23 protein-coding genes, 1 tRNA gene, 1 pseudogene and 1 riboswitch are annotated in these 23,884 nt (G+C 69.7%); of the genes and pseudogenes, 16 read left to right on the forward strand and 9 right to left on the reverse strand.

The genetic code is table 11. The features are described from left to right. Positions 1–6 precede the first annotated feature (6 nt). On the reverse strand, positions 7–291 hold the full coding sequence (locus tag QFZ50_RS00255) for a hypothetical protein (protein WP_307080717.1): 285 nt from the start codon (positions 289–291) through the stop codon (positions 7–9). Between the two features lie 181 nt (positions 292–472). Here QFZ50_RS00255 and QFZ50_RS00260 point away from each other — a divergent pair, with 181 nt between their 5' ends. Genes QFZ50_RS00260 through QFZ50_RS00270 form a run of 3 tightly spaced genes read left to right on the forward strand, consistent with a single transcriptional unit; the run spans position 473 to position 2,729 of the window. Beyond that, positions 473–856 (forward strand): cold-shock protein, encoded by a 384-nt coding sequence (locus tag QFZ50_RS00260; protein ID WP_104051854.1) that lies wholly within the window; start codon positions 473–475, stop codon positions 854–856. 9 nt (positions 857–865) lie between these two features. Continuing rightward, entirely contained in the window at positions 866–1,417 is a 552-nt protein-coding gene (locus tag QFZ50_RS00265) for a DUF3027 domain-containing protein (protein WP_307080720.1), read from the forward strand. 34 nt (positions 1,418–1,451) lie between these two features. After that, entirely contained in the window at positions 1,452–2,729 is a 1,278-nt protein-coding gene (locus QFZ50_RS00270) for an MFS transporter (protein ID WP_307080722.1), read from the forward strand. An 87-nt stretch (positions 2,730–2,816) separates the two neighbouring features. Here QFZ50_RS00270 and QFZ50_RS00275 read toward each other — a convergent pair whose 3' ends face one another. Further along, positions 2,817–4,490: an HNH endonuclease signature motif containing protein gene (locus tag QFZ50_RS00275; RefSeq protein WP_307080725.1), complete on the reverse strand. Its 1,674-nt coding sequence runs from the start codon at positions 4,488–4,490 to the stop codon at positions 2,817–2,819. 107 nt (positions 4,491–4,597) lie between these two features. Further along, on the reverse strand, positions 4,598–5,722 hold the full coding sequence (gene serC / locus QFZ50_RS00280) for a phosphoserine transaminase (RefSeq protein WP_307080727.1): 1,125 nt from the start codon (positions 5,720–5,722) through the stop codon (positions 4,598–4,600). 252 nt (positions 5,723–5,974) lie between these two features. Here serC and QFZ50_RS00285 point away from each other — a divergent pair, with 252 nt between their 5' ends. The 8 genes and pseudogenes from QFZ50_RS00285 (at position 5,975) to fdhD (ending at position 12,704) form a co-directional block, all read left to right on the forward strand. Then, complete coding sequence (locus QFZ50_RS00285) at positions 5,975–6,673, forward strand: metal-dependent transcriptional regulator (RefSeq protein WP_307080729.1); 699 nt, start codon at positions 5,975–5,977, stop codon at positions 6,671–6,673. A gap of 314 nt (positions 6,674–6,987) precedes the next feature. Then, positions 6,988–7,173, forward strand: a riboswitch (cyclic di-AMP (ydaO/yuaA leader). Positions 7,174–7,178: 5 nt separating this feature from the next. Further along, positions 7,179–8,015 carry an NlpC/P60 family protein gene (locus QFZ50_RS00290; protein ID WP_307080732.1) on the forward strand — a complete coding sequence of 279 codons (837 nt, stop codon included), beginning with the start codon at positions 7,179–7,181 and terminating at the stop codon, positions 8,013–8,015. Positions 8,016–8,040: 25 nt separating this feature from the next. Continuing rightward, positions 8,041–8,895, forward strand: coding sequence for an NlpC/P60 family protein (locus tag QFZ50_RS00295; RefSeq protein WP_307080733.1), 855 nt, complete (start codon positions 8,041–8,043; stop codon positions 8,893–8,895). Between the two features lie 219 nt (positions 8,896–9,114). Then, positions 9,115–9,613, forward strand: a pseudogene (locus tag QFZ50_RS00300) (HNH endonuclease). Beyond that, positions 9,610–10,215, forward strand: a complete 606-nt coding sequence (gene mobA / locus QFZ50_RS00305) for a molybdenum cofactor guanylyltransferase (RefSeq protein WP_307080736.1) — start codon at positions 9,610–9,612, stop codon at positions 10,213–10,215. The pseudogene QFZ50_RS00300 and the gene mobA overlap by 4 nt, the downstream one beginning before the upstream one ends. A 17-nt stretch (positions 10,216–10,232) precedes the next feature. Continuing rightward, a complete protein-coding gene (locus QFZ50_RS00310) occupies positions 10,233–10,517 on the forward strand; it encodes a DUF6457 domain-containing protein (RefSeq protein ID WP_307080739.1) in 285 nt (94 codons plus the stop codon). Beyond that, a complete protein-coding gene (locus QFZ50_RS00315; protein WP_307080741.1) occupies positions 10,514–11,782 on the forward strand; it encodes a molybdopterin molybdotransferase MoeA in 1,269 nt (422 codons plus the stop codon). Before QFZ50_RS00310 ends, QFZ50_RS00315 begins: the two co-directional genes overlap by 4 nt. Before the next feature lie 94 nt (positions 11,783–11,876). Then, on the forward strand, positions 11,877–12,704 hold the full coding sequence (gene fdhD / locus QFZ50_RS00320; protein ID WP_307080743.1) for a formate dehydrogenase accessory sulfurtransferase FdhD: 828 nt from the start codon (positions 11,877–11,879) through the stop codon (positions 12,702–12,704). Positions 12,705–12,721: 17 nt separating this feature from the next. Here fdhD and QFZ50_RS00325 read toward each other — a convergent pair whose 3' ends face one another. The 3 genes from QFZ50_RS00325 to QFZ50_RS00335 are packed head-to-tail and all read right to left on the reverse strand — an operon-like array spanning position 12,722 to position 14,983. Further along, positions 12,722–13,486 carry an amino acid ABC transporter ATP-binding protein gene (locus tag QFZ50_RS00325; protein ID WP_307080745.1) on the reverse strand — a complete coding sequence of 255 codons (765 nt, stop codon included), beginning with the start codon at positions 13,484–13,486 and terminating at the stop codon, positions 12,722–12,724. Further along, entirely contained in the window at positions 13,473–14,132 is a 660-nt protein-coding gene (locus QFZ50_RS00330) for an amino acid ABC transporter permease (RefSeq protein WP_307080747.1), read from the reverse strand. The genes QFZ50_RS00325 and QFZ50_RS00330 overlap by 14 nt, the downstream gene beginning before the upstream one ends. 32 nt (positions 14,133–14,164) lie before the next feature. Then, positions 14,165–14,983 carry an amino acid ABC transporter substrate-binding protein gene (locus QFZ50_RS00335; RefSeq protein ID WP_307080749.1) on the reverse strand — a complete coding sequence of 273 codons (819 nt, stop codon included), beginning with the start codon at positions 14,981–14,983 and terminating at the stop codon, positions 14,165–14,167. A 221-nt stretch (positions 14,984–15,204) separates the two neighbouring features. Between QFZ50_RS00335 and QFZ50_RS00340 the strand changes: the two genes are divergently transcribed. After that, positions 15,205–17,112, forward strand: a complete 1,908-nt coding sequence (locus QFZ50_RS00340) for an ABC transporter ATP-binding protein (protein WP_307080751.1) — start codon at positions 15,205–15,207, stop codon at positions 17,110–17,112. Here the strand turns inward: QFZ50_RS00340 and QFZ50_RS00345 are convergent. The 3 genes from QFZ50_RS00345 to QFZ50_RS00355 all read right to left on the reverse strand — a co-directional run bounded on the left by QFZ50_RS00345 (position 17,099) and on the right by QFZ50_RS00355 (position 18,275). Continuing rightward, a complete protein-coding gene (locus QFZ50_RS00345) occupies positions 17,099–17,527 on the reverse strand; it encodes an NUDIX hydrolase (RefSeq protein WP_307080754.1) in 429 nt (142 codons plus the stop codon). The genes QFZ50_RS00340 and QFZ50_RS00345 overlap by 14 nt on opposite strands. Positions 17,528–17,642: 115 nt before the next feature. Continuing rightward, positions 17,643–17,716 (reverse strand) — tRNA-Arg (locus QFZ50_RS00350). 31 nt (positions 17,717–17,747) lie between these two features. Further along, positions 17,748–18,275, reverse strand: a complete 528-nt coding sequence (locus QFZ50_RS00355) for a hypothetical protein (RefSeq protein ID WP_307080756.1) — start codon at positions 18,273–18,275, stop codon at positions 17,748–17,750. Between the two features lie 180 nt (positions 18,276–18,455). On the opposite strand from QFZ50_RS00355, the gene pcrA reads away from it, so the two are divergent. The 4 genes from pcrA (at position 18,456) to sucD (ending at position 23,864) form a co-directional block, all read left to right on the forward strand. Then, a complete protein-coding gene (gene pcrA / locus QFZ50_RS00360; protein WP_307080758.1) occupies positions 18,456–20,921 on the forward strand; it encodes a DNA helicase PcrA in 2,466 nt (821 codons plus the stop codon). Positions 20,922–20,950: 29 nt separating this feature from the next. Next, a complete protein-coding gene (locus tag QFZ50_RS00365) occupies positions 20,951–21,637 on the forward strand; it encodes a hypothetical protein (protein WP_307080760.1) in 687 nt (228 codons plus the stop codon). A gap of 147 nt (positions 21,638–21,784) precedes the next feature. Then, the gene (gene sucC / locus QFZ50_RS00370) at positions 21,785–22,951 is read left to right on the forward strand and encodes an ADP-forming succinate--CoA ligase subunit beta (RefSeq protein ID WP_307080762.1); all 1,167 of its coding nucleotides are present in this window, start codon (positions 21,785–21,787) and stop codon (positions 22,949–22,951) included. Positions 22,952–22,961: 10 nt separating this feature from the next. Beyond that, positions 22,962–23,864 carry a succinate--CoA ligase subunit alpha gene (sucD, locus tag QFZ50_RS00375; RefSeq protein ID WP_307080764.1) on the forward strand — a complete coding sequence of 301 codons (903 nt, stop codon included), beginning with the start codon at positions 22,962–22,964 and terminating at the stop codon, positions 23,862–23,864. The last annotated feature ends 20 nt before the right edge of the window (positions 23,865–23,884 follow it).

Consider the following 23,884-nt stretch of genomic DNA (forward strand, 5'->3'; position numbering starts at 1 on the left):
GCCGGCTCAGGATCGGCGGCGGGAGACGGCTGACCAGATGAGGAGCGAGGCCATCAGGAGGAAGGCGATCGGCAGGCAGAAGTAGGTGGCGAGCACGAACCCCGGCCACACCGTCCCCTGGAGGAACGCGGTGGCGAGGATCGCGGCGAGCGAGAGAAGCCCGACCGCCGCGAAGATGACTGCGAGGACCAGGATCACCGACCGGCCACGGGACGTCCTGTCCGGGAAGTCGTCGACAGCGTTGCGGGGGGAGTCGGGGGAGGGGGCCGGAGTCGGTTCATCGGGGATCATAGCCGTCCCAGACTACAAGAACCACGGCGACGGTGGCCGCGGAAAACGCTATATCCTAGGGGGTACAGACTTCCCCGGTTGCGCCGAGCGGCAGTGCGCCCGGGCATCGGGTAGTACTCGCGGGCCGGGGCCCGGACCGCAGGCGCTCGCCGCCCGGTACAGCTAAGAAGAGGTAGACGACGTGCCCATCGGCAAAGTGAAGTGGTTCGACGCGGACAAGGGCTTCGGATTCCTGTCCACCGACGACGGCAAGGAAGTGTTCCTGCACGCCTCGGCGCTGCCCGCCGGCGTGAGCGAGGTGAAGGTCGGCACGAAGCTCGAGTTCGGCGTGGCCGACGGGCGTCGCGGCCCCCAGGCCCTGTCCGCACGCATCCTCGAGCAGGCGCCCTCGGTGGTCAAGGCCACCCGCAAGAGCGCAGACGACATGGCCGTCATCACCGAGGATCTCATCAAGCTCCTCGACGGGGTGTCCAACGGCCTCCGCAAGGGGCGCTACCCCGAGAAGGCGCACGCCTCGAAGGTCGCGGCCGTGCTGAGGGCCGTCGCAGACGACCTCGACGCGTAGGCTTCGGTCATGACCCCGAGCAACCTGGAGACCGCCGACGCTCCTGCGCCCACCGACGCCGTGATGCCGCCGCACGAAGCCGACGTGTCCGCTTCCACCGGGACGCCACGGAAGCCCCGGGCGTCACGTCGCATCCCCAAGTCCGACGTCGTGCTCGAAGCCGCGGTGGACCGCGCGCGCCTCGGCATCCTCGAGGTCGCCCCCGAGGCGCAGGTCGGACGCCACGTGTCCGCCGTCGTCGAGGGCGAGCGCCTCGTCACGCACCGGTTCGAGGCGTTCGTCCCCGGATACGGAGGGTGGCACTGGTACGCCAGTGTGGCCCGTGTGGCGCGCAGCAAGGACGTGACGATCTGCGAGGTCGGACTACTGCCCTCGGAAGCGTCGCTCATCGCGCCCGAGTGGCTGCCGTGGTCCGAGCGGGTGCGCCCCGAGGACTCCCAGGCGGACGAGCCGGCACCGTCCGCCGTCGCCGGGGCACAGGACGGAGAGGCGGCTCCTGCCGTCGGCTCCGACGATCAGGGGTCCACCGACGACGCCGCGGAAGACACCCACACCCGGTGACCGCCCTGTGGAACCGGAGCGGGACGGGACGCGCATGAGCACCTTCCGATCGCTGGGCATCCACAACTACAGGCTCTGGTTCGTCGGAGCCCTGATCTCCAACATCGGCACCTGGATGCAGCGGACCGCTCAGGACTGGCTGGTCTACGACATCCTCACGCCGCAGAACGCGTCGGCCCTCGGTATCGTCATGGCGCTGCAGCTGGGGCCGCAGCTCGTCATCGCGCCGTGGGCCGGCCTGATCGCGGACACGGTCGACCGGCGTCGGCTGCTCGCCGTCACGCAGGTGGGCATGGCGCTCCTCGGCGTCGGTCTCGGTCTGATGGTCATCCTCGACGTCGCCGTCCTGTGGCACGTCTATGCCTTCGCCCTGGCGCTCGGTATCGTCTCGGCGTTCGATGCGCCCGCACGGCAGGCCTTCGTGTCCGAGCTCGTGCGCGACGAGTACCTCCCCAACGCCGTGGCCCTCAACAGTGCCTCCTTCAACGGTGCCCGACTGATCGGCCCTGCGGTCGCCGGCCTGCTGACGGCCGGGGTGGGGCCCGGCTGGGTGTTCATGATCAACGCCCTCACGTTCGGTGCGATGGTCTACGTACTGCTCGTGATGCGTAGCTCCGAGCTGAACAAGCAGCCCCGGCAGGCGGCGGGCAAGGGCCGGATCCGTGCGGGGTTCCGCTATGTGCGGCATCGGCCGGACCTCATGATGGTGCTGCTCGCGATCTTCATCGTGGGTACCTTCGGCCTGAACTTCGCGGTCTTCATCGCCTCCATGGCCCGCACGGAGTTCGGGCAGGACGCCGGGGTCTTCGGTGTGCTGTCCTCGGTCATGGCCATCGGGTCCGTGGCGGGAGCCCTGCTGTCGGCGCGGAGGGACCGTCCGCGCCTGCGTTTCGTCTTCGGTGCATCGGCCGCGTTCGGCATCGCCTGCATCCTCGCAGCCCTGGCGCCGACCCTCTGGTTGTTCGGGCTGGCGCTCGTACCTGTCGGGCTGTTCGCATTGACGCTGATGACGAGCGCCAACGCCTACGTGCAGACCACCACCGATCCGGCCATGCGTGGTCGCGTCATGGCCCTGTACTTCGCCATCTTCCTCGGGGGGACGCCGTTGGGCGCACCGGTGGTGGGCTGGGTCTCCGACGTCTTCGGTCCACGGTGGAGCCTGGGTGTCGCTGCGGCCTCGGGACTCATCGCGGCCGCGGCCGGGATCTTCTGGGCCTGGCGCTATCACGAGGTGCGGCTGCGCTACGACCGGTCGGCGCCCCGGCGCCTTCGGCTCGATCATGAGGCCGGGGCGGGCGACGGCACGCCCTAGGGTTGCTGGTGCCCGCCGCACGTCATGCCCGGCCGATGATCCTGCATCGAGGGTGCCCACAAGGCCCTGCCGGTTCGGCTAGTCCGGCTAGGTCGGGGCGGGCGGGATCCGTTGATGCCCGACGTCCGCATCGATGACCTGCCCTGCCTGCCAGAACAGGTTTCGCCGAGGTCCGCCCGTGCGTCCTGTGCGGGTGAGTGGAGTGAACCACGGGATGCCTGCCCGTGAGTGGACGTCCCAGGTTCCCTGGTGAACGGTGTGGTGGTGGTGCGAGCACAGCAGGACGCCGTTGTCGATGCTGGTGGATCCGCCACGGGACCAGGGCGTCAGATGATGGGCTTCGCACCAGCTGGCCGGGATCGAGCAGTCGGGGAAGGCGCAGCCCTTGTCGCGTGCTACCAGGGCACGGCGGAGGTGGGGAGGGAAGAGCCGCTGGGCCCGTCCGAGATCCAGCACCTGACCGCTTCCTCCCAGGACCATCGGGATGAGGTCGGCATCGCAGGCGAGTTTCCGGATGGTCCGGGCACTGACCTGTTCCGAGAATACGGCGGAGCCGGCCCGCTCGGCCTTGCCCACGAGATCCTGGTAGGAGATCGTCACCATGACCTGTGGGCGGTGTCCACCAGATGCCGGAAGACCGGGACCGGACAGGGCGATCCTGCACGCAGCCACAAGGCCTTCCAGCAGGTTCTGTGCCCTCGTGGGGGCGGCGCCGGCACCGGCTGTGACCGTCGGAGGACCACCGTGACCAGCGGCCGGGCTGTTCGACGGATTCCCGATACCGTCGCTCCCGATACCGTTGCTCCCGAGACCGTCGCTCCAGAGACTGCCCGTGGCATTGGCCGCGCTCCGGGGTGCCCCGGTGGCAACCGCAGGTGCCACCCCGTGGACTTCTCCTGTGGCACTCGCCGCAGAGGCCGGCTGCTGCTGGGCTCCGCGAGGATTTCCTGCCGAATTCATCACGGTGGCGAGGTGCTCGAACTGCTCATCGGTCGCACCGATCTCGAGGACGTGCAGGCCATGGCGACGGCCCTTGAGGAACACGCCCTGCCGGGCCCGCAGGATCTTCTCCGTGGGCTCCTGTCCGTCCTGATCGAGCACTGATTCCCAGCGGCGGGCCAGCACCCGCAGGACGTCCTCGTCGGACTCGATGCCCTGGCGCGTGAGGTGGTGCTCCATGGAGGCGAGCTGATCCGGTGTGGCGAAGGAGTGCACCCGCTGGATGGCCTGCGCGATGACGGTGGCCGCGCGACCACTGATCAGGCAGGCCCTGGACGCATCGCCCAGAACCCCGAGCGGCGCAGGCACGGTCGCTCCCGTTGCCGACAGGCCGGGGAGTACGACCGCAGCCAGGGTCAGCCGCCGTCGCGCCTCCGCGCGACCGATGCCCAGCACGGCCCGCAGGAACTCCGCGCAGTCCCTGAACCCGTCGCCGCTCCCCGCCCGCGCGGGAGACGATGTCTGCTCCGGGCCGGGGACGGTCGTCGATATCCGAGGCCGAACCGGCACGGACACGAGGCCGGCGTCCGGTCGTTCGTCCGCGTCGAGATGATGGTCCTCCGCAACGCGGGCGACGAGGATCTGCAGGTGATCGACGATCCTGGACACGTTCTCGACCTCGACGACGAGGTCGAGGGCCTCGGTCCTGGACAGGACATGGTGCCGGCGGCCGAAGGTACTCGCACAGTCGGCAAGGGCGGTGCGCGCCGCATCCAACGAGCTTCCTGCCCGCGTCAGCGGTTCTGTCGGTGCGATGGCCATGGCTCTATTTTATGGAACACATGTTCTATTCCGCAGGGCAGGACGTGAATGTGGAGGACCAGTCACCCGATGTTGTCCACACAGCGGGGGCCTGTGGACGCCGGCCCCTAGAGCAGGTTCTCGACGACGTGGTCGATGCAGGCGATCAGGGCCGAGACGTCGTCCGGCTCGATCGCCACGAAGGTGGCGATGCGGAGCTGGTTGCGGCCGAGCTTGCGGTAGGGCTCGACGTCGACGATCCCGTTGGCTCGGAGGATCGCGGCGACGCGCGCAGCATCCACGGCGTCGTCGAAGTCCACCGTCACGATCACGTTGGAGCGGTCCTCCGGCCGGACGACGTAGGGGGTCGCGACAGCGGACGCCTCGGCCCAGCGGTACAGGCGCCCTGCCGAATCCGCCGTGCGCGCGGTAGCGAAGGGCAGGCCGCCCTGCTCGTTGAGCCACTGCACCTGTGCGTCGAGTGTGACGAGCGTGGACAGCGACGGCGTGTTGTAGGTCTGGTTGAGGCGGGAATTGTCGATCGCGGTCTGCAGGTTCAGGAAATCCGGGATCCAGCGGTCGCCGGCATCGATGCGCGCGGCACGGTCCAGCGCGGCGGGGGAGAAGAGGCCCAGCCACAGGCCGCCGTCGGACGCGAAGTTCTTCTGCGGTGCGAAGTAGTAGACATCGGCCTGCGACACGTCGACGTCGAGGCCGCCGGCCGCGGACGTCGCATCGACGATCACGAGCGAATCGGCGTCGGCTCCCTCGATCCGGCGTACGGGAGCCGCGACGCCGGTGGAGGTCTCGTTCTGCGGCCAGGCGTAGGTGTCGACACCGGCTTCCGCGACGGGATCCGGGCGCGTCCCGGGCGCGGAGGTGATGACGCTGGACTCGTCGAGGAAGGGCGCCCTGGTGGTCGCATTGGCGAACTTGGACCCGAACTCGCCGAAGGACAGGTGCTGTGCCTTCCGCTCGACGAGCCCGAAGGTGGCGACGTCCCAGAAGGCGGTCGAACCGCCGACGCCGAGGACGACCTCGTACCCGTCGGGCGCACCGAAGAACGTGCTCAGGCCCGTCCGCACCCGGCCCACGAGGTCCCGTACGGGAGCCTGCCGGTGGGAGGTTCCGAGCAGTGACCGTCCCGCCGAGACGAGCGCGTCGATCTGACCGCTCCGGACCTTCGACGGCCCGGCGCCGAAACGGCCGTCCGAGGGCAGAAGGTGGTCGGGGATGCGGGGCGTGTCACTCATGCGGTGCTCCAGCTGTAGGGCGGCAGGTACGGCCTTCATTCTGCCCCAGCGGTCCCCGGCCCTCCATTTGTGAACGGCGCACCCGAGACTCCCGGGGCCGCCCTGTACCCGCCCGCCCGATTGCCGGGCCAGTTGCGCCATGGGTTAACCTTGGGGAGCGTGGGGCGGAGCAGTCCGTGCTGGCTTTGGCTTGCCTCACCGGCGTGAGGCACCCCAGCCGCGCACCCGCACCGCACCAAGGAGCTGAACCGCATGACGGACCTCATCGACACCACCGAGATGTACCTGCGGACCATCCTTGAACTCGAGGAAGAGAACATCGTCGCGCTCCGCGCCCGGATCGCCGAGCGCCTCCGCCACTCCGGACCCACCGTCTCCCAGACCATCGGCCGCATGGAACGCGACGGCCTCGTCGTCGTCTCCGGGGATCGGCACCTCGAACTCACCGAACTCGGCCGCCACAGGGCCACCGGTGTCATGCGGAAGCACCGTCTCGCGGAACGTCTGCTCAGCGACGTCATCGGCCTCGACTGGGCGTACGTCCACGACGAAGCATGCCGCTGGGAGCACGTGATGAGCGAACGCGTGGAGCGGCGGCTCTACGAGCTCCTCGGCAAGCCCTCCGAATCGCCGTACGGCAACCCCATCCCCGGCCTCGAGGCCATCGGTGGGGTGGAGTCCGAACTCTTCACCGACGGCGTGGTCACCCTGCTCTCGGCCATGGGCACCTACTCGCCCGGGAATCCGGTCACGCTGGTGCGCCTCGCCGAACCGATCCAGGTCGACCCGGAACTCCTCACCCAACTCGACGAGGGCGGCCTACGCCCGGGCGCGCAGCTCAACCTGGAATCCGTGGGTGACTACGTCTCCGTCCGGGTGCCCGGCGTCGAGGGTGCGCTCGAACTGCCGCCCGAGGTGGCCTCGCACGTGTTCGTCTCCGTCGCAGCCTGACGGCAGTCTCGCCAGGCGCTCCCTGACGGCGCGCAGCGCTCGGGTCCCGAGTCCGGCAACGGCGCCCGCACGGGGACCTTCGACGGGCAGGCAGGCGGGTCCCGACGGCGCTGGGCGGCGCCCGTCACGCCGCTTGGACGGATACCCGGAAGCACATTCGCAACGGCCCCGCGACGCCCCCACGGAGGCCCCCGCATGACCCTCCGGAAAGCCGTCGTCACCAAGAACACACCATTCCGTGACCGTAACGTGACAAACGGGCCTTTCTGCGGTAGCTTTCATCTCGTGCCAAATTCGCTCTAGATCCGGCACCCTCTTGCAAATCGCCTAGCTCTGCCATTGCTCGAGGTCCGTCCGCACCATCGCATGGCAGAGGCGGGGGAACCAATTTCTGGGTTTCGTAACCGAAATCCTTGGGGTTAAGTCGCTGCTTCACGCAGTGGCCGGGTGACTCCCATCCGAATCCGACAGCTCACCTCGCAGGCGTTGGGAGAGGCAATCCAACGTGTCCAATAGCTCTTCACTGGGCCGCCATCGTGCGGCCCGGAACGTCAGCGCGCTGACCAACCTGTCGACAGCAGTCACCTCCAATGCCGGATCGGTCGGCCGCCAGGCAGCCGTCATCGTCGCCGCCACCGGGCTCGTGCTGACCGCCGGCCTGCCGGCCCACGGCGCCACCCCCGCCGAGCGCGAGGTCCAGTCCTCCGCAGCGCTGACCGTGAGCCGGGTCGTCTCGGCAGAGGTCACCGTCCCCGCCACCGCCACGGTCTCCTTCGACCGCGTCGCCGTCGAGGTCACCGCAGCCCCCGAGCCCGTCGTGGAGGCACCTGCTCCCGTCGTGGAGGCACCGGCACCCGCCGCCGAGACGCCGGCCCCCGTGGTCGAGGCGCCGGCCCCCGTCGCCGCCCAGCCCGCTCCCGCTCCGGTTGCGGTGCCTGCAGTCGCAGCGCCGGCCGCCGTTGTGCCGGCTGCAGCGCCCGCCGCCGTCGCACCGGCCCCCGTGGCTCCGCAGCCCGCTCCCGCCGCCCCGTCCTCCGGCGTTGCTGCCGGTCTGGTCGGCTCGGCCTACAGCCAGCTCGGCGTGGCCCAGGACTGCACGGCCATGGTCGAGAAGGCACTGCGCTCGGTCGGCAAGTCCGTCGGTGACCTCGCTCCCGGCCAGTTCTTCCAGTTCGGCGACGTCGTCGGCAGCCCTGCTCCCGGTGACCTCGTGATCACCGGTGGCCACGTGGCCATCTACGTCGGCAACGGTCAGGTCATCAGCGGTGGGCTGAACGGTATGAACACCGGCCTCCACTCCCTGTCCGACCTGCCCGGCGCCAGCTTCGTCCGCGTCCGCTAGAAACACACCCCGGAGTATCTCCCCCATGCCTTCATCCGTCATGCCCGCACGCCACCGAGGAGAAGCGCGGAACGCCGCCACCTTCTCCGATCTCGCCAAAGCAGTCACTTCCAACGCGACCGGGATGGGCCGCCAGGCCGCCGTCATCGTCGCCGCTTCGGGCCTCGTCCTGTCCAGCGGTGTCGCCGCCAACGCTGCGGACCTGCAGCCGCAGCGGGACGTGGCAGCGTCCAGCGTCTCCCTGGCCTCCTCCCGCGCGGAGGTCGTCGCACCGGCCGGGTCGCTGGTCTCCTTCAACCGGACCCCGGTCAAGGTCAACGCGAAGCCCGTCGTCGTACCCCAGGCACCCGTCGTGGAAGCGCCGGCCGCCCCGGCTCCCGTCGTGGAAGCACCGGTAGCCCCGGCTCCCGTCGCCGCCCAGGCACCTGCGGTCCAGGCCGCCGTCGCCGTGGTGGCGCAGGCTCCCGCGCCTGCTGCAGCCCCGGCCGCAGCCACAGCGCCCGTGGCCCCGGCCCCGGCCCCGGCAGCTCCCGTTGCTCCCGCCTCGTCCGGTGTCGCCGCGACGATCGCCGCGGCAGCCAAGGGCCAGCTCGGCGTCACGCAGGACTGCACCCGACTGGTCAGCAACTCGCTCGCTGCCGCAGGCATCAACTTCCACGGCTGGCCGGCAGGCTACCTCTCCCTGGGCCGCACGGTCAGCGCGGGCGAAGCCGTTCCCGGTGACCTCATCTACTACGCCGACGGCGGCATGGGCATGGCCCACATCGCGGTGTACATCGGTGGCGGCCAGGCCGTCCACGGCGGATTCAACGGCAACTCCACGGTGATCGCTCCCGCCGAGCTCGGCTCGGGCGGCGTGTACATCCGCGTGGGCGGCTGATCCACGACGATCGACCTGACGGAAGGACCGGCACTCGTGCCGGTCCTTCCGCTCTTAACCGGGTAGCAGATCCGGCACCGCACCACAGGTCCGCGGAATGCTGCCGATTGGCCGCCTGCGTGTGTTTTGCTTACCCTTGCAGTGTCAATCCGAAGCACTTCTCCCGAACCCCGGGATGGCAACCGGTTGCGGGAACAGGTCAGCATCGAGGCTTTGTTCATGCGTACTCTCGTTCTGAATGCAGGGTATGAACCACTGGCGGTGGTCACCTTCCGCCGGGCTACTGGTGCTTGTGCTCACGGGGAAGGCCAGCGTCGTCGCTGAGGACGACGACCCGGTCGTCGGTCCCACGGAGGTACTGGGCCGCCCGTCGGTGATCCTCCTCCATAGGTACGTGAAGATCCCGTACCGGCACGACATCGCAGCCACCCGGCGCGGGGTCCTGCGCCGAGACAACCACCTGTGCGCCTACTGCGGCAGGACCGCCTCGACCATCGACCACATCCAGCCACGGTCGCGGGGCGGGGCGGACACCTGGGAGAACCTCGTGGCGTGCTGCCTGAAGTGCAACAACGCGAAGGGGGACAAGACGCTCAGTAGCCTGGGCTGGAAGCTGCGGGTCGTGCCCCTCCCGCCGCGCGGACCGCAGTGGCAGATCCGCGAACTCGAGAAGCCCGCACCGCAGTGGAGCGAGTTCCTCACGGAGAACGCCGCGTGACTCCGGACCCTCCATCGTTCGACGCCATCGTCCTGGCGGGCGGCCGGTCCTCCCGGCTCGGCGGTGTTCCGAAGGCCGGTCTGGTGCTCGACGGCGAGACGCTGCTGCAGCGCACGTGTACCGCGCTCTCCCGGGCCGGGCACCTCACCGTCGTGGGACCCGCGCCCGACGGTCCGGACGCGGTGGCCGGGCGGCCGTCCTTCGTGCGCGAGGACCCCGTCTTCGCCGGTCCCGCGGCCGCCGTCGTCGCCGGTTTCCGGGCATCGCCGCAGCCCAGGGCGCCGTGGTGCGCCGTCGTCGCGTGCGACATGCCCCGCGTCGGAGAGCTCCTCGGGATCCTCCTCGCCGAGGCCGCTGCGGGGGACGCGACGTCCCTGGTGGCGGTCGACGACGGCCGCGACCAGCCTCTGGCGGCGCTCTACCGCAGCGACGACCTCGCCATCGCGATCGACGCCGTCCTCGGTCGCGGATCCGCCGACAACCTCTCGATGCGAAGCCTCCTTGCTAGTGTGAGCACCAGACCCGTCCCGGTTCCGCCGGGCACGACGCACGACGTCGACACCTGGAATGACGCACGAGAGCTGGGCGTCGACGTCCCCTGACACCATCCGGAGGGCCCATGGACGACCGCCAGAAACTGCTGCACGACTGGACCGAGAAGCTGCTCGCCGCCTTCGAGATCGACGGGACGGAGGTCGACATCGACGCGGTCCTCGGGCTCGCGGGGCGGGCGGCCCACGGTGTGGTCCGGCCGGCGGCACCCCTGACCACGTTCGTCGTCGGATATGCGGCCGGCCTCGCCGTCGGCAGCGGGCAGGCGGACGAACAGGTGGCCATGCGCTCGGCGACGGCGGTGGCCGACGCGCTCTGCGCGGAGGCCGCGGCGGACGGAGGCTCCGAATGAGCGAGGTCGCCACGGCACGCGACGTCGACTGGGCCACCGCCCGCACGCTCGCACACACCGCGGGACGGCCCCTGCCGTTCCAGACCGTCACCCTGGCCGACGCGCTCGGGCAGACTCTCGCCGAACCGGTGCATGCGCTGCAGGCCATCCCGCACTACGCGTCGTCGGCGATGGACGGCTGGGCGGTCAACGGGGAGCCGCCCTGGAAGCTGGTGAGCCATACGCAGCCCGAGGAACACCCACGGGGCAGGCCGTCACCGCACGCCGACTCCGGCGAGGTGTCACTCGCACCCGGCGAGGCGACCTTCATCCTCACGGGAGGAGTGGTGCCCCAGAACGCCGTCGGCATCCTCCGGACCGAACACGGCGCCATCCGCGGTGACACGCTGGAGCGCAACGCGTCCGCTCGGCCCGACGAGCCCTCGCTCCACGAGCACGTACGGCCCGCAGGGGAGGAGGCCGAGGAGGGCTCCGAGGCCATCCCGGCCGGCGTCGTCCTGAACCCGGCGCAGATCGCCCTGGCCGCCGTCTGCGGGCATGACACCCTGGCGGTCCTCCGGGCCCCGCGGGTGTCCCTGCTCATGACCGGCGACGAGGTGATCGAGTACGGCCTGCCGCACCCCGGCCAGGTACGGGACACGTTCGGCCCCCAGCTACCCGGGTTCGTGGCGATGCTCGGCGGCCACGTCGACGTGGCCGGCCGCGCCAAGGACGATCTCGACGACGTGGTGGCGGCCATCAGCGCGGAACCGACCGACGAGTTCTCGCTGGCGCGCGCATCCGGTGACGTGCTGATCACGACCGGCGGGACGGGCAGCTCCTCCGCGGACCACATCCGCCGTGCGCTCACGGAGCTGGGTGCGGAGATGATCATCGACGGGATCGCGATGCGGCCCGGCCACCCGACGCTGCTGGCCCGCCTGCCCGACGGCCGCTTCCTCGTCGGGCTGCCCGGCAACCCGCTGGCGGCGATGATGGCCATGCTCACGGTGGCCGCGCCGCTGCTCGCCGGGCTGCGCGGGTCGGCACTGGACGAGCCCCGGACGGTGGTGACCGCCCAGGCCTTCGAGCCCCTGCCCGGCCGGAGCCGCCTCGTGCCCTACCGCGCCGAGGCCGGCCGCGCCGTCCCGAGCACCCACCAGCGCTCCGGGATGCTGCGCGGTCTCGCTGCCGCTGACGGTGTCCTGGTGGTCCCGTCCGGAGGGTGCGCTGCGGGCGACGACGTCCCGGCACTGGCCCTGCCGTGGGCCACCCCCGCCGGCTGAGACCGCTGTCCACCTCCTGGCGGCGTCGTCAACGGCCCGGTCGGCCGCCCGGCGTCGACTAATCTCGTTCTAGGATCGACGCAAGGAGCGCAGCATGAACCGGGTCACCCAGCGACGGCGCATCACCAAGTTCCGCGTCGGGGCGCAGACGGGCCGCCGCGAGGACGTGCTCGCGGGCGAGGAGCCGCTGGAGATCCGCCTCGGCGGCAGCGCCTTCACCGTCACCATGCGCACCCCGGGGGACGACTTCGACCTCGTGGCCGGTTTCCTCGTCTCGGAGGGCGTCGTGTGGGAGCCCGGCCAGCTGCCCAGCCTGCGGTACTGCGCGGGCGTGGACGAGAACGGCCGGCAGACCTTCAACGTGGTCGAGGCCCAGCTCCGGCCGGGTGTCGAACTCCCGGACACCGCGATGGAACGCCACGTGTACACCTCGAGCTCCTGCGGCATCTGCGGCACCGCGTCGATCGACGCGGTGCGGAAGTCCTCGCGGTTCGACCTGCACGAGGACTCCGCTCCCGTGGACCTCACGGTCCTCGCCTCCCTGCCCGACCGCCTGCGGGCGAGCCAGAAGCTGTTCGACCGCACGGGAGGCGTCCACGCCGCGGGTCTCTTCACCGCCGAGGGTGAGCTGCTGTGCCTCAGGGAGGACGTGGGGCGCCACAACGCCGTCGACAAGGTGGTGGGCTGGGCGCTCCGCGAAGGGATGCTGCCCCTGCGCGGGACCATCCTGCAGGTCTCGGGCAGGGCGTCCTTCGAGCTCGTGCAGAAGGCCCAGCTCGCGGGGATCCCCGTGCTTGCCGCCGTCAGCGCGCCGTCGTCGCTCGCCGCGGACCTCGCCGACGACGCCGGACTCACGCTCGTGGGCTTCAGCCGCGGGACGACGCTGAACTGCTACTCGCACCCGGACCGCATCGCGGCCTGAGCCCCGCGCAGCAGACCCTAGAACGGGTTGAGCAGGCGCTGGACGAACCGCCGCGTGCGCTCGTTGCGCGGGTTGCGCAGCACCTGGTCCGGGTGGCCGTGCTCCACGACGACGCCCCCGTCCATGAAGACGACCTCGTCGGCGACCTCCCGGGCAAAGGCCAGCTCGTGGGTCACGATCACCATGGTCCACTTCTCCTCGGCGAGTTCCTTGATGACGGTGAGCACCTCCCCGACGAGTTCGGGGTCGAGGGCCGACGTCGGCTCGTCGAAGAGCAGCAGGTCCGGCTGCAGGGCCAGCGCACGGACGATCCCGACGCGCTGCTGCTGTCCGCCGGAGAGATTGAACGGGTAGTCGTCCCGCTTCGCGGCGAGCCCCACCCGCCCGAGAAGCCGTTCGGCGTCCGCGACGGCGTCCTTCCGGGGGCGTTTCTGCACCCGGACGGGCCCCTCGATGATGTTCTCGAGCACCGTCATGTGCGGGAAGAGGTTGTAGTTCTGGAAGACCATGGCGCTGCGGTCGCGCAGGGGCAGTGCCTGCTTCTTCGTGACCTTCCCGCCGAAGTCGACGCTCGGTCCGCCGCTGAACGCGACGGTCCCGCCGTCGGGCGTCTCGAGGCCGTTGAGGCAGCGCAGCACGGTGGTCTTGCCGGAGCCGGACGGGCCCACGAGCGCCACCACCTGCCCGCTGTCGATCCGCAGGTCGATCGACTTCAGCACCTGGGTGTCCCCGAAGGACTTCTGCAGGCCGGTCACGGTCAGGAGGGGCTCAGCGGGCGACATAGCGGTCCAACCTCTTCTCGAGTGCGGACTGGCCGCTGGACAGGACGAGGCAGAACACCCAGTAGATGAACGCCGCCTCGACGTAGAGCAGCATGAACTGCTGCGAGAACGCGGCGATCTGCTGTGCCTCGCGGAACAGCTCCGTCACGAGGATCAGCGACGCCAGGGACGTGTCCTTGACGAGGCTGATGAACGTGTTGGACAGCGGCGGCACCGAGACCCGGGCCGCCTGCGGCAGGATCACCCGGCGCAGGGTGAGGGCCCGGGACATGCCGATGGTATGGCCGGCCTCCCACTGGCCCTTCGGGACGGACAGGATGGCGGCCCGCAGGATCTCCGCCGCGTAGCCCGCCACGTTGAGCGAGAACGCGATGATGGCGCTCGGCCACGGGTCGATGGTCAGCCCGATGGACGGCAGCCCGTAGAAGATCACGAACAGCTGCACGAGCAGGGGGGTGCCTCGGATCACCGACACGTAGAAGCGGGCGATCCCCGAGAGCACCGCCTTGCCGCTGATCCGCATCAGTGCGACCACGAGCGCCAGCGCCAGGCCGAGCACGAAGGAGATGACGGACACCGGGATGGTCCCCGTCAGTCCGCCGGAGAGCATGGGCCAGAAGGAGGTGCGCAGCAGTTCCCAGTCCATCGGTCAGGCCCTCCCGCCCGTCATGGACGGCATCACTCGCTGACGTCGGTGCCGAAGTACTTCTCGGAGATCTCGGCGAGCGTGCCGTCCGCGCGCAGCTCGTCGAGGGCCGTGTCGATGGCCTCCACGAGTTCCGTGCTGCCCTTGCGGACCGCGACGGCACTCTGGGAGGACTCGTCGGTGGTGGCCGCGATCTTGATGCCCTCGTTGTTGTTGTTCTTCTGGTAGTCGAGGTACGTCAGTTCGTCGTTGATGGTCGCGTCCACACGGCCCTGCTCGAGGAGGGTGACGGACTGCGCCCAGCCCTCGACGGGCTCGACGTTCGCGCCGCTCTCCGTGGCGAGCTCGTACCAGTTGCTGGTGAGGGACTGCGCCGTCGTCTTGCCCGACAGGTCCTCGAAGGAGGTGATGTCGGTGTTGTCCGCCGTCGTGACGATCACGCCCGAACTGACGGTGTAGGGCTCGGAGAAGTCGTAGGTGGCCTTGCGCTCGTCGTTGATGGAGACCTGGTTGGCGATCACGTCGAACCGGCCTGCCTCGAGGCCCGCGAAGATCGCATCCCACTGCGTCTCCTCGAACTCGGCCTTCACGCCCATCTTCTCCGCGACGGCGGTGATGACCTCGACGTCGTACCCGGTGAGTTCGCCGCTGCCGCCCTCGTGGAAGCTGAAGGGCTGGTAGGTGCCCTCGGTCCCCACGGTGAGGACGCCGGAGTCCTGGATCTCCTGCAGCGACGACGCCGCCGCGGATTCCGAGGAACCGGCCTCACCGGAGGGGGCCGACGACGAGCAGCCGGCGAGTGCAAGGGTGAGGGCTGCGGCGGTTCCGAGGACGGACAGGCGATACTTCATGGGGGGCTTCCTTCGGTTTCGTGGAGGCGGACACGGCAGGTGGGGAAATAGAAGGAGCCGCAGACGGCTTGAACCCTACGTACCTCCGCCCAGGCCGGGCCCGGAGTTGAACACTACTGAGGTGAACACCGGAGCATCCACTTATTGTTCCGAAGTATTGCGTCGAGGGTCCAGACACCGGCCGCCCCGCGGTGGCACTGGCATCCATGGAAGGAATCACTATGAGCATGGAAGGCGCGGCCTGGAGCTCGCTCTACAGGATCTCGACGGCGAAGGACGCGAAGCACGGGTTCTCCCGGGAGTCGGTCCGCCGGATCCTCACGTTCGCGGTGCCCTACCGGTCGAAGCTCGTGCTGTTCATCCTGCTGTCCGTGGCGGGCGCTTTCCTCGCCGTCGCGACGCCGGTGCTCGCCGGGCAGGTGGTGGACGTCATCGTCGCCCGCGGCGAGACCCGCACGGTCATCTGGCTGGCGGTCGTCATCGCACTCGTGGCGGTCGCGGACGCAGCGGTGTCCCTCGTGACGCGCTGGTACTCGGCGCGGATCGGGGAGGGCGTGATCCTGGACCTCCGGACCGCCGTCTTCAACCACGTGCAGAAGATGCCGATCGCCTTCTTCACGCGCACCCGCACGGGAGCCCTGGTGAGCCGCCTGAACAACGACGTCATCGGCGCGCAGCAGGCCTTCAGCGGCACGCTCTCCGGCGTGGTCACGAACCTCGTGGCCCTGATCCTCACGCTCGCGGTCATGCTGAGCACCTCGTGGCTCGTCACGGTGCTCGCCGTGGTCATGCTGCCGATCTTCCTGGTGCCCGCCCGGCGCATGGGCAGCCGCCTGGCCGCCCTGCGCCGCGAGGCGGCGGACCACAACTCCGCCATGAGCACGCAGATGACCGAGCGCTTCTCCGCCCCCGGCGCCACGCTGGTGAAGCTCTTCGGCCGGCCCGACGAGGAGGCCGAGGAGTTCCGCGTCCGCGCAGCGCGCGTGCGGGACATCGGGGTGCGGACGGCGATGCTGCAGTTCGTGTTCTTCACGGCCCTGATGCTCGTCTCGGCCCTGGCCCTGGCCCTCGTCTACGGACTCGGTGGGTTCCTGGCGCTCGCGGGCCAGCTCGACACGGGCGAGGTGGTCACGCTCGCCCTGCTGCTCACACGGCTCTACGCGCCGCTGACGAGCCTCGCGAACGCGCGCGTGGAGATCATGAGCGCCATCGTCAGCTTCGAGCGCGTCTTCGAGGTGCTCGACCTCCAGCCCCTCATCCAGGAGAAGCCCGACGCCGGAAGCGTGCCCGCCGGCCCCGTGACGGTCGAGTTCGACGACGTCCGGTTCGCCTACCCGTCCGCGGACAAGGTCTCGCTCGCGTCCCTCGAGGAGGTCTCCACGCTGGACACGCGGGGCGGCGAGGAGGTGCTGCACGGTGTGTCCTTCCGGATCGAGGCCGGACAGACCGTCGCCCTCGTGGGGACCTCGGGCGCCGGGAAGTCGACCATCGCTCAGCTCCTGGCACGCCTGTACGACGTCGACAGCGGTGCGGTGCGGCTCTCGGGGACCGACGTGCGGGACGTGACCTTCGCGTCGATGCGGCAGACGCTCGGCATGGTGACGCAGGACGGCCACCTGTTCCACGAGACGATCCTCGCGAACCTCCGGCTCGCACGTCCGGAGGCCACCGAGGACGAGGTGTGGGACGCCGTCCGGCGGGCCCGGCTGGAACCGCTCGTCCGGTCGCTGCCCGACCAGCTGGACACGATGGTCGGGGAGCGCGGCTACCGTCTCTCCGGCGGTGAGCGCCAGCGCATGACCATCGCGCGGCTGCTGCTCGCCCACCCGCGCGTCGTCATCCTCGACGAGGCGACGGCGGCGCTCGACTCGACGTCGGAGGCGGCCGTGCAGGCTGCTCTGAGCGAGGCGCTCGAGGGGCGCACGGCCATGGTGATCGCCCACCGGCTGTCCACCATCCGCAGCGCCGACATGATCCTCGTGGTGGAGGACGGCGAGATCGTGGAACGCGGCTCGCACGACGAGCTGCTGGCCCTCGGCGGCCGGTACGAGGAACTGCACCGCACGCAGTTCGCGGTGCAGAAGAACGTGGCGGTGGACGAGGAGCCCGAGGCGCTCAGCGGCGTCTAGGGCCGCGGCCCCGCGCCAGCAGGTGGGGGATCACGAAGTCGGTCAGCAGGGGAGCGAGGTCCCGGCGTCCGGCCGCGTCCTCCAGGTCCAGCCACGCGATCTCCTCGATCTCCGCAGCGGGGAGCGGCCCGGCCGTCAGGGGGCACAGGAAGACGGTGGCGACGAGGAGCGTGTCCGCCTCGTTGGCCGCCGGTCCCCGCCAGGTGCCCAGGAGCGTGAGATCGCCGGGCCGGACGGTTAGGCCCAGCTCCTCGGCCAGCTCCCGCACACCGGTCTCCGCCGGTGTCTCGCCCTGCTCCGGCTTGCCGCCGGGCTGCATGAACATGCTCGTGCCGCGCTTCCGCACCAGCAGGAGGTACCCCCGCTCATCGAGCAGGCAGAGGGCCGTGACGGTGATGACCGGAACGTCAGCCATCGGATCCGGTTCCTGCCGTCGGTTCGTCCCCCATGGCGTCCAACCTACCCGCACGGAAACGGGAGGGAGGACGGGCACAGATGCCCATCCTCCCTCCCGTTCCGACGCTGCCGTGTGCCCCTGGCCGGAATCGAACCGACGACCTTCCCTTTAGGAGAGGGACGCTCTATCCTACTGAGCTACAGAGGCCGGGATCGTGGTGTGCACCGATCCGGCGGTCCTAGCTTACCCGCTCGCCACCCGGTTTCCCTGCCCGGTCCACGCCCCGGAGGTGCGGGGGCAGGAAGACGGCCACGGCACCGGCCACCAGGCTCAGCGCGAGCAGCACCCAGCGCAGCACCGTCAGCGTCGCGGCGAGCGCCACGGCGCCCGGATCGGCGGACGCCTGGGCCAGCGCGGTGTCGATCGCCACGTTCTCCCACAGGTCGACGACGACGAACAGGATCACCGGCGACCACAGGACCCAGCGGAGCCACCGCCGCCCTGCGTTGAGCTGGACCAGCAGGAGCCAGGCGAACGCGAAGATCAGCGGGAAGAGCGTGCCGGCCGTGCGGTGCAGGTAGCTCAGCTGGCCGCGGGCTGCATCGTCCATCTCCTCGTGGAGGCGCTGCACGTACCCGGTGTCGTACCCGCCGACCATCATGTCCGGCATGGTGAGGCCGCCCGACAGCTGCGTCATCTGGCCGAGCGTGAGCAGGTGGAAGTACCAGAAGAGCAGCAGGGACGCGGCCGCTGCGGCGATGAGCACGAGCGAACCGTTGCCCTGTTTGTTCCGGGCGGGCGGAGCAGGTGGCGCGGGTGTCGCACCCGTCGCGTGCTTGCGTGCTATCTGTGCCCTTGTCTTTCCCACTCCTCCAGTATGGGTGAGGCTGCCACCGCTGCGTACGGGCGGGTGGGTGTCAGGGGCACGGCCTAGACTTGAAGGACCATGGACATGCTCTTCGATCCCTACGTCTCCCCGCTCACGCCCGCCGAGAAGAAGCGCGCACGCGAGGCGGCGATGGCGGGGACGGCCGGGCCCGCGGACCCCGCCACCGAGCACGTGCCGTCCCGTGCCGGCGTGGACGAGCACCGCGCACACGAGCTCCTGGTGGGGCTGAACCCCCAGCAGGAGGAGGCCGTGAAGCACGGCGGATCGCCGCTGCTGATCGTCGCGGGCGCCGGGTCGGGCAAGACCCGTGTGCTGAGCCACCGCATCGCGTACCTGCTCGCCACGGGGCGGTCCCACCCGGGGCAGATCCTCGCCATCACGTTCACCAACAAGGCCGCCGCCGAGATGCGCGAGCGCATCGAGGGCCTGATCGGCGACGTCGCCAAGCGCATGTGGATCTCCACGTTCCACTCGTCCTGCGTACGGATCCTCCGCCGGGAGGCGGCCTCCGTGGGCCTGAACTCCAACTTCTCCATCTACGACTCCGCGGACACCCTGCGTCTCATCACGCTCGTCGCCAAGGGCCTGGACCTCGACCCCAAGAAGTTCGCCCCCAAAGCCATCCAGCACAAGATCTCCGCGCTCAAGAACGAGCTGATCGACGAGGAGTCCTTCGCCTCCGGCGTCGACCCGTCGGATCCCTTCGAGCAGGCCGTCGCCGAGGTCTACTCCGGGTACGCGCAGCGCATGCGCCAGGCCAATGCCATGGACTTCGACGACCTGATCGCGCAGACGGTCTTCATGTTCCGGGCCTTCCCCGGCGTGGCGGACTACTACCGGCGGCGCTTCCGGCACGTACTCGTCGACGAGTACCAGGACACCAACCATGCGCAGTACGCCCTGGTCCGGGAGATCGTCGGCGTGCCGGGCGAGTCGTCCGACGACCCCGCCGAACTCACGGTGGTGGGCGACTCGGACCAGTCGATCTACGCCTTCCGCGGAGCCGACGTGCGCAACATCGTCGAGTTCGAGAACGACTACCCGAGCGCCCGCACCATCCTGCTCGAGCAGAACTACCGCTCCACCCAGAACATCCTCAGCGCCGCCAACGCGGTGATCTCCCGCAACCCCGACCGGCCGGAGAAGCGGCTGTGGACCGCCGAGGGCAGCGGTGAGAAGATCGTCGGCTACGTCGGCGAGAACGAGCACGAGGAAGCCCGCTTCATCGCCGAGGAGATCGACCGCCTCCAGGACGAGGAGGACATCCGTCCCGGCGACGTCGCCATCTTCTACCGCACCAACGCGCAGTCGCGGTCCATCGAGGAGATCCTCCTGCGCGTCGGCCTGCCCTACAAGGTGGTCGGCGGCACCCGGTTCTACGAGCGCAAGGAGATCAAGGACGCGCTGGCCTACCTGCGGGTCCTCGTGAACCAGGACGACGTCGTCAACCTGCGCCGCATCCTCAACGAACCGAAGCGCGGCATCGGCGACCGTGCGGAGTACGCCATCGCCGCCCTCAGCGAGCGTGAACGGATCAGCTTCATGGAGGCTCTGCGCCGCGCTGACCAGGCGCCGGGCATGGCCACCCGTTCGGTCAACTCCGTGGCCGGGTTCGTCAAGCTGATCGACGACCTCGCGGAGGTCGCCAGCGGCTCCGGGGCGTCCGCCGCCCTCGAGGCGGTGCTGGAACAGACCGGGTACCTCGAGCAGCTGCGCACGAGCAACGACCCGCAGGACGAGTCCCGGGTGGAGAACCTCGCCGAGCTCGTCGCCGTCGTCCGTGAGTTCGAGCGGGACAATCCCGAGGGCACGCTGGGCGACTTCCTCGAGCAGGTATCCCTCGTGGCGGACGCCGACCAGATCCCGGACGCCCCCGACGGGTCCGCCGCGGACGTGCAGCGCGCGGTCGAGGAGGCCCGACGCCAGGGCGTCGTCACGCTCATGACGCTGCACACCGCCAAGGGCCTCGAGTTCCCCGTGGTGTTCCTGACCGGCATGGAACAGGGGATCTTCCCGCACCAGCGGTCCGCCACCGATCCCAAGGAGCTCGCGGAGGAACGGCGCCTGGCATACGTGGGCCTCACGCGCGCACGCCAGCGGCTCTACGTCACCCGCTCCGAGGTGCGCAGCATGTGGGGCCAGAGCCAGTACAACCCGGCGAGCCAGTTCGTGAGCGAGATCCCCGAGGACCTCATCCTGTGGAAGCGCGAGGGCGCGGCCAAGCCCGCGTGGACCACCGGCGGCAGCATCGGCGGTCCACGGCTCAGCGGGTCCTACTGGGGTGCCAGCGGTGGCGGCTTCAATGCCGGAGCCACGGCACCGTCGAAGGCCGTGGGCCGGGTGCAGCCCCAGAAGGAAGTCGTCTCGGTCTCGGCCGGCGACAAGGTCAACCATGCGAGTTTCGGTAACGGCACGGTACTGTCCGTCGAGGGTGCCGGTGACAAGACCGTCGCCAAGGTTCGATTCGATGTCGGGGAGAAGCGGCTGCTGCTGCGCTACGCACCGCTCACCAAGGTGGCGTGAGCTCCCGGCCGCACGGGGGAGTCTGGAACATGGGGAGAACCGGAAGGCGCAGGCCCGTCCGCCGGCGTGCCGTCCATGCGGCAGCCGCTGTCGCCGCGGTGCTGGTCCTGGCAGGGTGCGTGCAGCTGCCCGCCGCCGGTCCCGCAGCGCCGACGGCCCCGGCCGACCTCCCGCCGTCGGAGGAACTGGCCGGCATGGACGTGAGAACGCCCGAGGACCTCGGCCTGCCCGGGGACGCCACCTCCATCGCGGTTCTCGCCGCCGACCGGAGCGCCTACTGCGCCATCAGCACCAAGCAGGGACGCATCTTCGACAATCCCGTGGACCCGCTGATGGCCGGAGGCGAGAAGGACGACAACGAGCTCGAGGTCGACGCCGCCTACTGCGAACTGGCGGCCTACCCGGCGCCGGCCGAAGCCGCCGACGACTGCAACGGGACGAACCTCGGTTTCAAGGGCGGCACCGTCCTGCTGACGGTGGACTCCTTCACCTATGGCGGGTGCCGGATCGGGCTGACACCCATGGAGGCGGAGTTCGCCGCCGGGGCCGCCTCCGGAGGCGGGCCCATCGCCGGACTCCCGCTCCTCGAGCGGGGACAGGCCGTGGAGCTGCGCGGATTCCGGTGCGGGTTCGGGCAGGACGGCATGATCTGCAGCAGCCTCGAGAGCGGCAAGGGCTTCGTCGCGAACCGCGAGACGGTCACCGAATTCGGGTGAAAAGCCTCAACGAACAGCACCCGTTTTTCTACAAAAGATAGAACTGTGGGCTTACTCACTAAACCGCTAGTCTGGGGAGGGCCTCAGGCCCGAGGGGCTAAAGTTCCCTCTTGTAAACCTACTTCGACGTAGAAGGACTTCAGCCAAGTGGACCTGTTCGAATATCAGGCGCGCGATCTTTTCGAGGCACACGGGGTTCCCGTGCTCGCCGGCATCGTGGCGCACACCCCGGAAGAAGCCAGGGCTGCAGCCGAGAAGATCGGCGGCGTCGTCGTGGTCAAGGCCCAGGTCAAGGTGGGCGGTCGCGGCAAGGCCGGCGGCGTCAAGGTCGCCAAGACGCCCGACGAGGCCTTCTCCTACGCGTCGGACATCCTCGGGATGGACATCAAGGGACACACGGTCCACAAGGTGATGATCGCGCAGGGCGCCGACATCGCCGAGGAGTACTACTTCTCCGTCCTGCTCGACCGTTCCAACCGCAACTACCTGGCCATGTGCTCGGTCGAGGGCGGCATGGAGATCGAGCAGCTCGCCGTCGAGCGCCCGGAGGCCCTGGCGCGCATCGCCGTCGACCCGGCCACCGGCATCGACCAGGCCAAGGCCGAGGAGATCGTCGACGCGGCGGGCTTCGCCCCCGAACTGCGCGACGGCGTCGTCAACACCATCCTCAGGCTGTGGGACGTCTTCGTGAAGGAGGACGCCACCCTGGTGGAGGTCAACCCGCTCGTGAAGACCGGCAGCGGCGACATCCTCGCACTGGACGGCAAGGTCACGATCGACGAGAACGCCGGGTTCCGCCACGCGGACCACGCCGCCCTCGAGGACAAGGACGCTGCGGACCCCCTGGAGGCCAAGGCCAAGGAGAACGACCTCAACTACGTCAAGCTCGACGGCGAGGTCGGCATCATCGGCAACGGCGCCGGGCTGGTCATGTCGACCCTCGACGTCGTCGCCTACGCCGGCGAGGCGCACGGCAACGTGAAGCCCGCCAACTTCCTGGACATCGGAGGTGGAGCGTCCGCCGAGGTCATGGCCGCCGGACTGGACGTCATCCTCAACGACAGCCAGGTCAAGAGCGTCTTCGTGAACGTCTTCGGCGGCATCACCGCATGCGACGCCGTGGCCAACGGCATCGTCAAGGCGCTCGAGATCCTCGGCGACGAGGCCAACAAGCCCCTCGTCGTGCGACTGGACGGCAACAACGTCGAAGAGGGCCGCCGCATCCTCGCCGAGGCGAACCACCCGCTGGTCACCCTCGCCGACACCATGGACGAAGGCGCCGACAAGGCCGCCGCGCTGGCCTACGGAAAGTAAGGGAACACCCGTGTCTATCTACCTCAACAAGGATTCCAAGGTCATCGTCCAGGGCATCACGGGCGGTGAAGGCACCAAGCACACCGCCCTGATGCTGAAGGCCGGCACGCAGGTCGTCGGCGGCGTCAACGCCCGCAAGGCCGGCACCACCGTCACGCACGGCGACGTCACCCTGCCGGTCTACGGCACGGTCGAGGAAGCCATCCGGGAGACCGGCGCCGACGTGTCGATCGTCTTCGTCCCGCCGGCCTTCACCAAGGACGCCGTCGTCGAGGCGATCGAGGCCGGTATCGGCCTCGTCGTCGTCATCACCGAAGGCGTCCCCGTGCAGGATTCGGCCGCGTTCTGGGCCCTCGCCCAGTCGAAGGTCGACGCCGACGGCCGCCAGGTCACCCGCATCATCGGACCGAACTGCCCCGGCATCATCACGCCGGGCGAGTCCCTCGTGGGCATCACGCCGGCGAACATCACCGGCAAGGGTGGCGTGGGCCTCGTCTCGAAGTCGGGCACCCTGACCTACCAGATGATGTTCGAGCTGCGCGACCTCGGCTTCTCGACCGCCATCGGCATCGGCGGCGACCCTGTCATCGGCACCACGCACATCGACGCCCTCGCGGCCTTCGAAGCGGACCCCGAGACCAAGGCCATCGTGATGATCGGCGAGATCGGCGGCGACGCCGAGGAGCGTGCCGCCGAGTTCATCAAGGCGCACGTCACCAAGCCGGTCGTCGGCTACGTGGCGGGCTTCACGGCTCCCGAGGGCAAGACCATGGGCCACGCCGGTGCCATCGTCTCCGGGTCCGCCGGAACCGCCCAGGCCAAGAAGGAGGCCCTCGAGGCCGCCGGGGTCAAGGTCGGCAAGACGCCGTCCGAGACCGCGACGCTGCTCCGTGAGGTCTACGCGACCCTCTGATCCGTGTCATGGAACAGCAG

This window comes from Arthrobacter agilis (assembly GCF_030816075.1).
Lineage (GTDB): Bacteria > Actinomycetota > Actinomycetes > Actinomycetales > Micrococcaceae > Arthrobacter_D > Arthrobacter_D agilis_E.